Origin of the sequence: Methylobacillus draconifructus, assembly GCF_045984355.1 — a bacterium.
Lineage (GTDB): Bacteria > Pseudomonadota > Gammaproteobacteria > Burkholderiales > Methylophilaceae > Methylobacillus > Methylobacillus flagellatus_A.
This window is the reverse complement of sequence record NZ_JBJQII010000002.1, coordinates 76782-89647: the sequence shown is the minus strand read 5'-3', so window position 1 is coordinate 89647 and position 12866 is coordinate 76782. Positions and strand designations below refer to the sequence as shown.

Sequence of the window (12866 nt, the reverse complement as noted above, 5' to 3'; positions counted from 1 at the left end):
TGGGTTGAACTGGATTTAATCGAGAAAGAAATAGCGAAATGAGTGATGTGAAGAAAGTCGTGCTGGCCTATTCCGGCGGCCTGGATACCTCCGTGATCCTGAAGTGGCTGCAGGACACCTACCAGTGCGAGGTGGTGACCTTTACCGCGGATATCGGCCAGGGCGAAGAGCTGGAGCCTGCGCGCGAAAAGGCCAAGAAATTCGGCGTCAAGGAAATCTATATCGACGACCTGCGCGAGGAGTTCGTGCGCGACTTCGTGTTCCCAATGTTCCGCGCCAACACCGTGTATGAAGGTGAATACCTGCTGGGCACTTCCATCGCCCGTCCGTTGATTGCCAAGCGCTTGATCGAGATCGCCAATGAAACCGGCGCCGATGCCATTTCTCACGGCGCTACCGGCAAGGGCAACGACCAGGTGCGTTTCGAGCTGGGCGCCTATGCGCTCAAGCCCGGCGTCAAGGTCATCGCGCCATGGCGCGAATGGGATTTGCTTAGCCGCGAAAAGCTGCTGGCCTATGCCGAGCAGCATGGCATCCCGGTAGAGATGAAGCACCGCCAGGGCGGCAGTCCGTACAGCATGGACGCCAACCTGCTGCATATTTCCTACGAAGGCCGTCACCTGGAAAACCCGGCTGCGGAAGCCGAGGAAGATATGTGGCGCTGGACGGTATCGCCCGAGAGCGCGCCGGACGAAGCCGAATACCTGGAGATTGAATATCGCAACGGCGACCCCATCTCATTGAATGGCAAGGCATTGAAGCCGCACGAACTGCTGGCAGAGTTGAACCGCCTTGGCGGCAAGCATGGCATCGGCCGTCTTGACCTGGTGGAAAACCGCTATGTCGGTATGAAGTCGCGCGGCTGTTACGAAACCCCGGGCGGCACTATCCTGCTCAAGGCGCACCGCGCGATCGAGTCCATTACCCTCGACCGCGAAGTGGCGCACCTGAAGGACGACCTGATGCCGCGCTATGCGAGCATGATCTACAACGGCTACTGGTGGAGTCCTGAGCGCGTTGCTCTGCAAACGTTAATCGACCATACCCAGCAGACCGTCAATGGCTGGGTCAAGCTCAAGCTGTATAAGGGCAACGTGATCGTGACCGGCCGCGATTCCAAGACCGATTCGCTGTTCGATCCGAACATCGCGACCTTCGAGGACGATGCAGGCGCCTACGACCACCGCGATGCAGGCGGCTTCATCAAGCTGAATGCCTTGCGCATGCGCATCGCAGCCAACCTGCGCAACAACAAGCAGTAACCAACTAATTTTAGGAGAAGCGTCGTGGCCCAGTTCGACAATGTGAGCGTCAAGAAAAAAGCCAATGTGTATTTCGACGGCAAGTGCGTCAGCCATACCGTGCTGTTCCCAAACGGCACCCGGGCGACCGTGGGCGTGATTTTCCCCGGCACGCTGACCTTCAATACCGGTTCTCCCGAGCTGATGGAAATCAACAGTGGCGCCTGCAAGGTACGCCTCAATGGCGAAAGCGATTGGAAGACGTATGGCGCGGGCGAGAAATTCACTGTGCCGGGCAACTCCAGCTTCGACATTGAAGTGACGGAAACGCTGGATTATGTCTGTCATTTCGAATAAGTGTTGCAGCACTGGTATTTGTTGAGTATTTAAATCGCTGCCTCACGTCGGGCTTACCGGCATGCAGCGTTGAATTTGGATGAGGATGGATAACGATGCCTTCATTTGATATTTCTTCTGAAGTCGATATGGTCGCATTGAAGAATGCGGTGGATGTTGCTGGTCGCCAGATCACCAACCGCTACGACTTCAAGGGCACCAGCGCGAGTGTCGAGCTGAACGAAAAGGATAGCCTGATCACCTTGCATGGCGACTCGGATTTCCAGCTCGACCAGATCAAGGCCATTCTGCTGCCCGCGATGGAAAAGAAGGAAGCAGACAGCGCCAAGCGCCTGGATCACCAGGACGTGCAGAAGATTTCCGGCAACAAGGTCAAGCAGGTGCTCAAGATCAAGGCTGGCATCGATGCCGAGCTGGCGAAGAAAGTCGTTAAGCTGCTCAAGGACAGCGGGCTCAAGGTGCAAGCCAGCATCCAGGGCGACGAGGTACGCGTGACCGGCGCCAAGCGCGATGTGTTGCAGGAGGCGATCGCCTTCGTCAGGAAGTCCATCACGGATTTCCCGTTGCAGTTCGGCAACTTCCGCGATTGAACGGCCGGATTCAACCATAAACCGTCTCGTGACGTTAAACGGACTGTATCAGCAGGATTAGAAAGATCGTATGTCAGCCAAAACGCTTTACGACAAATTGTTTGATTCCCACGTGGTGCGTGAGGAAAACGGTGCCGCGTTGATCTATATCGACCGCCACCTGGTGCATGAGGTGACCAGCCCCCAGGCGTTCGAAGGCCTGAAGATGGCCGGCCGCAAGCTATGGCGCATCAGTTCCGTGCTGGCGGTGCCTGACCACAACGTGCCGACCACCGACCGCAGCCAGGGCATTGCCGACCCGATCTCGCGCCTGCAGGTGGAAACGCTGGACCAGAACTGCAACGATTTCGGCGTGACCGAGTTCAGGATGGGCGATGCGCGCCAGGGCATCGTGCATGTCATGGGGCCGGAGCAGGGCGCGACCTTGCCCGGCATGACCGTGGTCTGCGGCGACTCCCATACCAGCACCCACGGCGCGTTTGGCGCGTTGGCGCACGGCATCGGCACTTCAGAAGTCGAGCATGTGATGGCGACCCAGTGCCTGGTGCAGAAGAAATCCAAGGCCATGCAGGTGCGCGTGGAAGGCCAGCTTGGCCCCGGCGTCACCGCCAAGGACATTGCATTGGCGATCATCGGCAAGATCGGCACCGCGGGCGGCACCGGCTATGCGATCGAGTTCGCAGGCTCGGCGATTCGCGGCCTGAGCATGGAAGGGCGCATGACATTGTGCAACATGGCGATCGAGGCGGGCGCGCGCGCCGGCATGGTGGCCGTGGACGACATCACCATCGATTACGTCAAGGGCCGTCCTTATGCGCCCAAGCCGGAGCAATGGGATGCCGCAGTGGCCTATTGGCGCACCTTGCATAGCGACGAGGGCGCCAAGTTCGATGCCCTGGTAGAACTCAAGGCTGAAGAAATCGAGCCGCAGGTCACCTGGGGCACTTCTCCCGAAATGGTGACGGCGGTCAACGGCATCGTGCCAGACCCCACTAAGGAAAACGACCCGACCAAGCGCAGCGGCATGGAGCGCGCCTTGCAGTACATGGGCTTGCAGGCCAATACCCCGATCTCGGAAATCCCGATCGACAAGGTGTTCATCGGCTCCTGCACCAATTCCCGCATCGAGGACTTGCGCGCCGCCGCGGCTGTGGCCAAGGGCAAGCACGTCGCACCCAACGTCAAGCTGGCGATGGTAGTGCCGGGTTCCGGCCTGGTCAAGGCGCAGGCGGAGCAGGAAGGCCTGGACAGGATTTTCAAGGAAGCCGGTTTCGAATGGCGTGAGCCCGGCTGCTCCATGTGTTTGGCGATGAATGCCGATCGTCTGGAGCCGGGCGAGCGTTGCGCCTCCACCTCGAACCGCAATTTCGAGGGACGTCAGGGCGCAGGCGGCCGTACCCACCTCGTCAGTCCTGAAATGGCGGCTGCCGCGGCGGTGACCGGGCATTTCGTCGACGTGCGCCAATTGCTGAATTGAACCCGGCCATGCGACAAGTGTTCATGATGGCGGCCATGGCATTGCTGGCGATGGCCCTGGCCGCATGCAATACCATCAACGGCATGGGCAAGGACATCGAAAAGGCCGGCGAAGCCATACAGAAATCAACCAAGTAACGAATCGTTTATTGGATCAATATGCAAGCATTTACCCAGTTGAATGGATTGGTGGCCCCCTTGGATCGCGCCAATGTCGATACCGACGCCATCATCCCCAAGCAATTCCTGAAGTCGATCAAGCGCGCGGGCTTCGGCCCCAACGCCTTCGATGAATGGCGCTATCTGGACCAGGGCGAGCCGGGCATGGACAACAGCAAGCGGCCGTTGAATCCTGACTTCCCGCTCAACTATCCGCGCTATCAGGGCGCCAGCGTCCTGCTGACGCGCGAGAATTTCGGCTGCGGCTCCAGCCGCGAGCATGCGCCGTGGGCGCTGCTCGATTATGGCTTCCGCGCCATCATCGCCCCGAGCTTCGCCGACATCTTCTTCAACAACTGCTTCAAGAACGGTATCCTGCCGATTGTCCTCGATGCGAAAATCGTCGATAGCCTGTTCAAGGAAGTCGAGCCCAACGAGGGTTATCACTTGTTGGTCGACCTGCAGACGCAAACCGTGCAGACGCCCGGCGGCAAAAGCTATGCTTTCGAGATAGACCCGTTCCGCAAGCATTGCCTATTGAACGGTCTCGACGATATCGGCCTGACCTTGCAGCACGTGTCCGACATCAAGGCGTTTGAAGCCAAGCACAAGGCCGCGCAGCCCTGGCTGTTCAATTAACCATGATCCATGCTGCCCGCCATAGGGCGCGGCATGGATTGCTCCTGTTCAAATCAATTCAATATCTGGGAACACGTTTATGAAGATTGCGGTATTGCCGGGCGACGGCATCGGTCCTGAAATCGTGGCGCAAGCCGTCAAGGTGCTGAAAGCGCTTGATCTCGACCTGGAGTTGCAGGAAGCGCCGATCGGCGGCGCAGGTTACGAAGCGGCCGGCGACCCGTTGCCCGAGGCGACGCTCAAGCTCGCCAAGGAGGCCGATGCCGTCCTGCTTGGCGCGGTGGGCGACTGGAAATACGATACCCTGCCGCGCGACAAGCGTCCCGAGCGCGGCCTGCTGCGTATCCGCAAGGAACTCAACCTGTTCGCCAACCTGCGTCCCGCCTTGTTGTATCCCGAGTTGGCTTCGGCATCCACACTGAAGCCGGAAGTGGTTTCCGGCCTGGATATCATGATCGTGCGCGAACTGACCGGCGACATCTATTTCGGCCAGCCGCGCGGCATTTCCACGCTGGACAACGGCGAGCGCGAAGGCGTCAACACCATGCGCTACAGCGAATCCGAAATCCGCCGCATCGCGCATGTGGCGTTCGGCATCGCGCAGAAACGCAACAAGAAAGTCTGTTCCGTGGACAAGGCCAATGTGCTGGAAACCACCGAACTCTGGCGTCAGGTGATGATCGAGGTGGCGAAGGAATATCCCGAAGTCGAGCTCAGCCACATGTATGTCGATAATGCCGCGATGCAGTTGATCCGCGCGCCCAAGCAGTTCGACGTGATGGTCACCGGTAACATTTTCGGCGATATCCTCTCGGACGAAGCTTCCATGTTGACAGGCTCCATCGGCATGCTGCCTTCCGCATCGCTGGACCAGGACAACAAGGGCATGTACGAGCCTAGCCACGGTTCCGCTCCCGACATTGCCGGCAAGGATATCGCCAACCCGCTGGCGACCATCCTTTCCGCAGCCATGATGCTGCGCTACACCTTCAACGACGAGGCCAATGCCAGCCGTGTGGAAAATGCGGTGAAGAAGGCTCTGGAGCAGGGATACCGCACAGCGGATATCTGGACCGAGGGCACCAGCAAGGTCAAGTGCAGCGAAATGGGCGATGCGGTTGTAGCGGCGCTATAATCGTAAGCTAGATGCAACGATAGGCCTGTGCAAGGCCATTTAACCAGGAAGAGATGATGTTCAAAGTAGGGTTTGTCGGCTGGCGGGGCATGGTGGGTTCCGTGCTCATGCAGCGCATGATGGCGGAAGGCGACTTCAAGGATATCGAGCCCATATTCTTCACTACTTCGCAGACTGGCGGCGCAGGCCCTGCGATCGGCCGCGATACGCCTCCGCTCAAGGATGCGAAGTCGCTTGCCGAACTCAAGGCGATGGATATCATCGTTTCCTGCCAGGGCGGCGACTATACCAGCGATATCTTCCCCAAGCTGCGCGCCGAAGGCTGGCAAGGCCACTGGATCGATGCCGCCTCCACGCTGCGCATGGAAAAGGATGCGGTGGTCATCCTGGACCCCGTCAACCTGGACGTAATCAAGCAGGCATTGTCGGCAGGCGGGCGCAATTGGATTGGCGGCAACTGTACCGTCTCCCTGATGCTGATGGCCTTGAATGGGCTGTTCAAGGCCGACCTGGTCGAGTGGGCGACTGCCATGACCTACCAGGCTGCTTCCGGCGCTGGCGCGCAGAACATGCGCGAACTCATCAAGCAGATGGGTGTGGTGCATGCCGGTGTCGCATCCGAGTTGCAAGATCCATCCTCAGCCATTCTGGATATAGACCGCAAGGTGGCGGATACCCTGCGCAGCGCTGAATTGCCGGTCGACCATTTCGGCGTTCCGCTTGCCGGTAGCCTGATCCCTTGGATAGACAAGGACTTGGGCAACGGCCAAAGCAAGGAAGAATGGAAAGGCATGGCGGAAACCAACAAGATCCTGGGACGCGAGGCCGATCCTATCGTGATCGATGGATTATGCGTGCGGATTGGCGCGATGCGCTGCCACTCCCAGGCCTTGACTATCAAGTTGAAGCAAGATGTGCCGTTGGATGAGATAGCCGATATGTTGGCAGAAGCCAACCCATGGGCCGAAGTCGTGCCCAACGAGCGCGATGCGACCATGAAGCGCTTGAGCCCCGCAGCGGTGACCGGCACCTTGCAGACCCCGGTTGGGCGCTTGCGCAAGATGGGCATGGGCGGCGACTATCTCTCCGCCTTCACCGTGGGCGACCAGTTGTTATGGGGCGCCGCAGAGCCGTTGCGCCGCATGCTGCGCATTCTGGTGGAAGCCTGATTGCGTTGTCCGCGCCCTTGCGATATTGATCCTGGGGGATGCAGCCGCCCTGTGCTGCCTGGGCTGGCATTGAGAATGTAAAGTTATGTATTAGCTTGAAACGGTAACTAATTGATGTTAGCTTAATAATGCTATTTAAAAGTTGATAAGGGTGGAATAGTGCATAAGTCCAAACTAAAGGGGGTCGCACTTGCCATGTTGTTGGCGTTTGCGCCAATGGTGGGCGAGGCTGCAGGCCTGGGCCGCTTGACCGTGACATCCGGACTTGGTGAGCCGCTTTCTGCTGAAATTGAACTTCTCTCCACTACGCCGGATGAACTGGCGACGTTGACGGCCGGCATCGCACCACAGGAAGCCTACAATGTCCAGGGCGTGGAGCGCACCGCAATCCACAATGCCATCAAGGTCGATGTGAGCAAGCGTGCCGATGGCGCCCCGGTACTCAAGCTCACGTCGTCGCAGGCCATCAGCGACCCTTTCCTGGATATGCTGATTCAGGTCGATTGGGCAACCGGCCGCTTGCTGCGCGAATACACCGTATTGCTCGACCCGCCCGGCTACAACAACCAGGCGCAGGTCTACAATGGCGTGCAACTGCCGCCGAGCGCGGCGCCTGCCATGCCCGCACCTGCCGCTACGCCAGCACAGACTCCTCCTCCCGCCAGTACAGCTACCCAACGCCCACCGGCGCCGACTCAAACCCCGGCAAGAGCCGCTCCCGAGCCAGTTGCCCCAGCACAAAGCTCCGCATCGCAAAGCTATACCACCGCCAGCGGGGATACCTTGAGCGCGATTGCGCGAGAGCACCAGGTGCAGGGAGTCAGCCTTGACCAGATGCTGGTCGGCCTGTACCGCGCCAACGAGGATGCCTTTGCCGGCAAGAACATGAACCGCCTGAAGGTGGGGCAGATATTGCGCGTGCCGAGCGCAAGCGAGCTGCAACAACTCACACCTGCCGAGGCAACGCGGGAGGTCAGGGTACAGACCGCTGATTGGAACGCATATCGCAACCGCCTGGCTGACTTGGCTGCCGAGTCGGCGCCTTCAACGGATGGCGGAGCGCAGCAGTCTGCATCCGGACGCATTTCCTCTCCAGCGACTGACCGTGCTGCGCCGCCTGCAGACGCTTCCCGTGACGTGGTCAGGCTTTCCAGCAACAATGCCAGCCAGGCGCAATTGAACGCCATTCAGGAAGAGCTTACTGCCAAGGACAAGAGCCTGAAGGAAGCGGCCGAGCGTGCTGCGATGCTCGAGAAGCAAATCGCCGACATGCAGAAGCTGCTGGCAATCAAGAACCAGGCGTTGGCTAACCTGCAGAATGGCGACGCGCCTCCCGCCAAGCCTGAGGAGACTCTTGCACCTCCTCCTGTAGAAACGCCAGAGCCCCAGCCTGAACCTGAAACCGCTGCACCTGCGGCAGAGCCTTCCGCACAGGAGCCAGCCACTGATGCAGCACCGGCAGGCGACGAAGCGGAACCTGTGAAGCCGGAACCTCAACCGGCGCCTGCGCCAGTTCCTGCAGTGGCGGAAGAGCCCAGCTTGTTTGATGAACTGGTCGGCGATGATCCATTGCCGCTTGCGCTGGCTGCCGGCGGCATCGTCTTGTTGCTCGGCGGCTGGCTATACATGCGCAACAAACGCAAGCGCGAGCTGGACAGTTTCGAGAGGGGAATCCAGACGGCCGGCGGGCTCAAGCCCAATACCGTGTTCGGCAACACTACCGGCGCCACCGTCAATACAGGGGATACCTCCTTCCTCAACGACTTCTCCCAGAATACTGGGGGCATGATCGATACGCACGACGTCGACCCTATCGCCGAGGCGGAAGTCTACATGGCCTATGGGCGTGATGCCCAGGCAGAGGAAATCCTCAAGGATGCGATCGTCAAGGAGCCCCAGCGTCATGAGTTGCATCTCAAATTGCTGGAAATTTATGCAGCGCGTAACGATACCTCGGCATTCGAAACTGTCGCGGGCGAAATCTATACCACGCTGGGCGCGGCCGATCCCATCTGGAGCAAGGTTGCCGCGATGGGGCGCAAGCTGGAGCCGGACAATCCCTTGTATTCGGAAGACAACATAGCTGAGCGGCCTGCATCATTGCCCGCTCAGGAGACGCCTCAAGCCGGCAAGCCCGAACAGCAAGCCGCACAGGATCATCAGGCGGCATTCACCAGTGCTGCGCTTGCAGGTGCTGCCGTCGCAACTGGCGCTAGTCTGCTGGGTGAAAAAGACGCACAAGACTCTGTCGTTGACGATGCGCCTTTTGCCGGGGCGGACGATAGTCAGGCGGAAGAGCGTGATTTGCCGGCGCTTGACTTCGATCTGGATGCCGCGTCGCTGGAAAGCGCCAAGGACGCGGATGCAGATGCCGCCGAACAGCATGCGGGCAACAGCATGGACTTCAGCTTGGACCTGCCGGAGCCGCCGGCAAAGAACAGCTTGCAACTGGATATCGCAGAACTTGATGCCGCAATCCCGGACTTTGACTTGCCGGAGTTGCCTGGCAATGAAACGGATGAGGATGCGGTAACCGAACCGGATGCCGATGCCGTGCCTGAGTTCTTCATTCCCGAGTTGGATGATGCGGATAGCCAGCAGCAGCCGGTAGATTCGCCGTTGCAAACTCCTGATGTCGACCTTGGCTTGCCTGAGATTGCATTGCCGGAAATCGAACTTCCCAATCCTGCAGCCGAAAGCACTGCAGAGGGCGAAGATTTGCAGGACGATGGTCTGCCAGATATCGATTTTGATCTGCCGGAAATCAGTTTCGCTGAAGAGCCGGCCTCAAAAGAGGCCGAAACAGAAGCGGGCGGCGACTTGTCTGAGTTGCTGGGCAATGGTCCGGATGTTCCTGAGTCGACTCTTGAAGTTGATGGGCCGCAGGATGATGCGGCTCCCAGCTTCGATTTTGCCGAGATAGACCTGGATAGTGACGAGCTGAATAGCGGCGTTAGCGCAACAGCGGCGCCGAGCCAGAAGGAAGAGATCGTATTGCCTGATTTCGATCTGGATATCGAGGAGGACGAACCTTCCCAGGCTACCACAGCGGATATCGATCTTTCCGGCATCAGCCTGGATGTCGCAGGTGATTCGACAGAGGCAGAAAGTCTTGCTCCAGACGGCGAGGTTGAAGAGTCAGCCGATGTGGACACCAAGCTGGATTTGGTGACTGCTTATATGGACATGGGGGACAACGAAGGCGCACGCGAATTGCTCGAGGAGATACTGAAGGAGGGCGGCCCGAGGCAGAAGCAGAAAGCCCAGTCTATCCTGGATAGCCTCGCTTGAGAGCGGGCTAGCCTTGAATGCAGAGCCGGCATTGCCCGGCTTTTTTATTGGCCACGTTGATTTTAACGATCATGGCAGGCAAGGGTAGAATAGTGCGATGAACGAGTATCTTGAGCAGGGCGGAAGCGTATGAGGCTGGCATTGGGTATCGAGTATGACGGCGCCGGCTTTTGTGGCTGGCAGAGCCAGCCCAACGGGCTTGCCGTGCAGGATGCCCTGGAGTCTGCATTGTCGCAGCTGGCCGGCCACGAGGTGCGGGTCTCCGCTGCCGGGCGTACTGATACCGGGGTTCACGCCCTGTCCCAGGTCGTGCATTTCGATACGGTGGCTGTGCGGCCGCAAAATGCCTGGGTGCGTGGCGTGAACACCAGGCTGCCAAGAGGCGTGCGCGTTTTATGGGCGAATGAAGTGGATGCGCGTTTTCATGCCCGGTTCGATGCCTACCAGCGCAGTTACCAATACTGGCTCATCAACCAGCCAGTGGCCCCAGCGGTGATGGCGGGAAAGGCGGGGTGGTTTCATCAGCCGCTCGACCTGCAGGCGATGCAGGAAGCCATGGCCTATTTGCAGGGGCAGCATGATTTCAGCGCGTTCCGTGCGGCGGAATGCCAGGCGAAGTCGCCCGTCAAGACCATGCACCGTGCCTCGGTCAACGCCTTTGGCAGCAGCCTGGTATTCGATTTTTGCGCCAATGCCTTCCTGCACCACCAGGTGCGCAACATGGTGGGGGCGCTGGTGTATATCGGCAAAGGAAAATATCCTCCAGCGTTCATGGCGGAGTTGCTCGCAGCACAGGACCGTACGCTTTCCCCTCCCACTTTTTCGCCCGACGGGCTGTACCTGACCGGAGTGGGCTATGATGCCCGCTGGGGATTGCCTGGCACTGAGCGCAAATTGCAGCTCGGCATTGCCTGAGATGAATCAGGATTTTTGTGACAGGGGGCCGGCTTTGAGGTACCCTAGCGCCTTTCAATGACAGGTGCTTTTTTGAGTTTGAGAACCCGTGTCAAAATTTGCGGGATCACCCGCGTCGAGGATGCGCTAGCTGCCGTGGAGCATGGCTGTGATGCCATCGGGCTGGTGTTTTACCGGCCTAGCCCCAGGAGTATCGATCTGCAGCGGGCTGAGGAAATCGCGGCTGCGCTGCCGCCTTTCGTCAGTATCGTCGGATTGTTCGTTGATGCTGAGCCAAGAGAAATAGAAGCGGTGCTCGCCAAAGTCAGGCTTGATCTATTGCAGTTTCACGGCGATGAGACTCCCGATGCTTGCCGGGTTTACAGCGTGCCTTATATGAAGGCGGTCCGCGTCCGGAACGATACAAATTTGCTACAATACGCCACTCAATACCATGATGCCCACGCGCTGTTGCTGGATGCTTATTTGCCAGGCGTGGCAGGCGGCACAGGGCAGGTGTTTGACTGGAACCTGGTCCCGCGTCAAATGCCAGTTCCCATCGTGCTTGCGGGCGGACTGAGCCCCGATAACGTGACAGCGGCCATCCGCCAGGTGCGGCCTTATGCGGTGGATGTCAGTGGCGGTGTCGAACAAACCAAAGGAATCAAGGATGCGGGCAAGATTGCCGCGTTCATGCAAGGAGTACAGAATGCAGCTTTATGACATGCCGGATCAGCGTGGCCATTTTGGCCCTTATGGCGGTATTTTTGTGGCCGAGACGTTGGTCGAGGCGCTGGAAGAGTTGCGCGTCATGTATGAGCGCTATCGGCATGATCCTGAGTTCCTTGCCGAGTTCGCCTATGACCTCAAGCATTTTGTCGGGCGTCCCAGCCCGGTTTACTATGCCGAACGCCTGACGCAGAAGGCCGGTGGCGCGAGGATTTACCTCAAGCGCGAGGACTTGAACCACACCGGCGCTCACAAGGTGAACAACACGATCGGCCAGGCGTTGCTCGCCAAGCGCATGGGCAAGCCGCGCGTGATTGCCGAGACCGGCGCAGGGCAGCATGGCGTGGCCACTGCTACGATTGCAGCCCGTCTGGGCCTAGAATGCGTGGTGTATATGGGCGCTGAGGACGTCAAGCGCCAGGCGCCGAACGTGTTCCGCATGAAATTGCTGGGCGCCACGGTGGTGCCGGTGGAAAGCGGCTCCAAGACCCTCAAGGACGCGCTCAATGAAGCGATGCGGGATTGGGTCACCAATATTTCCGATACGTTCTACATTATCGGTACGGTGGCAGGCCCTCATCCTTATCCCATGATGGTGCGCGACTTCCAGGCGGTGATCGGCATCGAAGCCAAGCAGCAGATGCAGGAAATGATCGGCCGCCAGCCGGATGCGGTGATCGCCTGTGTCGGCGGCGGCTCCAACGCCATGGGTATTTTCTATCCCTACATCGATGTGGAAGGGGTGCGCCTGATCGGTGTCGAAGCCGCCGGTCACGGCATCGAAACCGGCAAGCATGCCGCGCCTTTGACCGCCAACAGTCCTGCCGGCGTGCTGCACGGCAACCGTACCTACCTGATGCAGGATGAGAACGGCCAGATCATCGAGACGCATTCTGTTTCGGCCGGGCTGGATTATCCTGGCGTCGGCCCCGAGCATGCATGGCTCAAGGACATCAAGCGTGCCGAATATGTCGCCATCACGGACGACGAGGCCATGGAGGCGTTCCATACCTTGTGCCGTACCGAAGGCATCATTCCTGCGCTGGAATCCAGCCATGCCCTGGCCTATGCGATGAAGCTCGCAGCGACCATGTCGCCTGATCAGGCATTGCTGGTCAACCTATCCGGACGCGGCGACAAGGATATCAACACCGTAGCCAGCCTGGCTGGCATCACCCTGTAAGCT

12 protein-coding genes are annotated in these 12866 nt (G+C 59.1%); all 12 read left to right on the top strand.

Annotated elements, in window-relative coordinates:
* Window positions 1-38 precede the first annotated feature (38 nt).
* The 12 genes from ACJSDX_RS04225 (at window position 39) to trpB (ending at window position 12863) form a co-directional block, all read left to right on the top strand.
* Window positions 39-1262 (top strand): argininosuccinate synthase, encoded by a 1224-nt coding sequence (locus ACJSDX_RS04225; RefSeq protein WP_407993636.1) that lies wholly within the window; start codon window positions 39-41, stop codon window positions 1260-1262.
* A 24-nt stretch (window positions 1263-1286) separates the two neighbouring features.
* Window positions 1287-1598, top strand: coding sequence for a pyrimidine/purine nucleoside phosphorylase (gene ppnP / locus ACJSDX_RS04220; RefSeq protein ID WP_407993635.1), 312 nt, complete (start codon window positions 1287-1289; stop codon window positions 1596-1598).
* 95 nt (window positions 1599-1693) lie between these two features.
* The gene (locus ACJSDX_RS04215) at window positions 1694-2188 is read left to right on the top strand and encodes a YajQ family cyclic di-GMP-binding protein (protein WP_407993634.1); all 495 of its coding nucleotides are present in this window, start codon (window positions 1694-1696) and stop codon (window positions 2186-2188) included.
* Between the two features lie 70 nt (window positions 2189-2258).
* Window positions 2259-3665: a 3-isopropylmalate dehydratase large subunit gene (gene leuC / locus ACJSDX_RS04210; RefSeq protein ID WP_407993633.1), complete on the top strand. Its 1407-nt coding sequence runs from the start codon at window positions 2259-2261 to the stop codon at window positions 3663-3665.
* 8 nt (window positions 3666-3673) lie between these two features.
* Window positions 3674-3802 (top strand): entericidin A/B family lipoprotein, encoded by a 129-nt coding sequence (locus ACJSDX_RS04205; RefSeq protein WP_407993632.1) that lies wholly within the window; start codon window positions 3674-3676, stop codon window positions 3800-3802.
* 21 nt (window positions 3803-3823) lie between these two features.
* Window positions 3824-4462 (top strand): 3-isopropylmalate dehydratase small subunit, encoded by a 639-nt coding sequence (gene leuD / locus ACJSDX_RS04200; protein WP_407993631.1) that lies wholly within the window; start codon window positions 3824-3826, stop codon window positions 4460-4462.
* Window positions 4463-4541: 79 nt separating this feature from the next.
* Window positions 4542-5597: a 3-isopropylmalate dehydrogenase gene (gene leuB, locus ACJSDX_RS04195; RefSeq protein ID WP_407993630.1), complete on the top strand. Its 1056-nt coding sequence runs from the start codon at window positions 4542-4544 to the stop codon at window positions 5595-5597.
* Window positions 5598-5653: 56 nt separating this feature from the next.
* Window positions 5654-6766: an aspartate-semialdehyde dehydrogenase gene (asd, locus tag ACJSDX_RS04190; RefSeq protein WP_407994002.1), complete on the top strand. Its 1113-nt coding sequence runs from the start codon at window positions 5654-5656 to the stop codon at window positions 6764-6766.
* Between the two features lie 159 nt (window positions 6767-6925).
* A complete protein-coding gene (locus tag ACJSDX_RS04185) occupies window positions 6926-10057 on the top strand; it encodes a FimV/HubP family polar landmark protein (RefSeq protein ID WP_407993629.1) in 3132 nt (1043 codons plus the stop codon).
* Window positions 10058-10186: 129 nt separating this feature from the next.
* Window positions 10187-10972 (top strand): tRNA pseudouridine(38-40) synthase TruA, encoded by a 786-nt coding sequence (truA, locus tag ACJSDX_RS04180; protein WP_407993628.1) that lies wholly within the window; start codon window positions 10187-10189, stop codon window positions 10970-10972.
* A 78-nt stretch (window positions 10973-11050) separates the two neighbouring features.
* Window positions 11051-11674 carry a phosphoribosylanthranilate isomerase gene (locus ACJSDX_RS04175; protein ID WP_407994001.1) on the top strand — a complete coding sequence of 208 codons (624 nt, stop codon included), beginning with the start codon at window positions 11051-11053 and terminating at the stop codon, window positions 11672-11674.
* The gene (gene trpB / locus ACJSDX_RS04170) at window positions 11661-12863 is read left to right on the top strand and encodes a tryptophan synthase subunit beta (RefSeq protein WP_407993627.1); all 1203 of its coding nucleotides are present in this window, start codon (window positions 11661-11663) and stop codon (window positions 12861-12863) included. The genes ACJSDX_RS04175 and trpB overlap by 14 nt, the downstream gene beginning before the upstream one ends.
* Window positions 12864-12866: the final 3 nt, after the last annotated feature.

Bases quoted from the DNA above. Each gene is read 5' to 3' on its own strand.
- ACJSDX_RS04215 (WP_407993634.1), top strand. From the start codon at position 1,694: ATGCCTTCATTTGATATTTCTTCTGAAGTCGATATGGTCGCATTGAAG.
- truA (WP_407993628.1), top strand. From the start codon at position 10,187: ATGAGGCTGGCATTGGGTATCGAGTATGACGGCGCCGGCTTTTGTGGC.
- asd (WP_407994002.1), top strand. From the start codon at position 5,654: ATGTTCAAAGTAGGGTTTGTCGGCTGGCGGGGCATGGTGGGTTCCGTG.
- ACJSDX_RS04205 (WP_407993632.1), top strand. From the start codon at position 3,674: ATGCGACAAGTGTTCATGATGGCGGCCATGGCATTGCTGGCGATGGCC.
- trpB (WP_407993627.1), top strand. From the start codon at position 11,661: ATGCAGCTTTATGACATGCCGGATCAGCGTGGCCATTTTGGCCCTTAT.
- leuD (WP_407993631.1), top strand. From the start codon at position 3,824: ATGCAAGCATTTACCCAGTTGAATGGATTGGTGGCCCCCTTGGATCGC.
- leuB (WP_407993630.1), top strand. From the start codon at position 4,542: ATGAAGATTGCGGTATTGCCGGGCGACGGCATCGGTCCTGAAATCGTG.
- leuC (WP_407993633.1), top strand. From the start codon at position 2,259: ATGTCAGCCAAAACGCTTTACGACAAATTGTTTGATTCCCACGTGGTG.
- ACJSDX_RS04225 (WP_407993636.1), top strand. From the start codon at position 39: ATGAGTGATGTGAAGAAAGTCGTGCTGGCCTATTCCGGCGGCCTGGAT.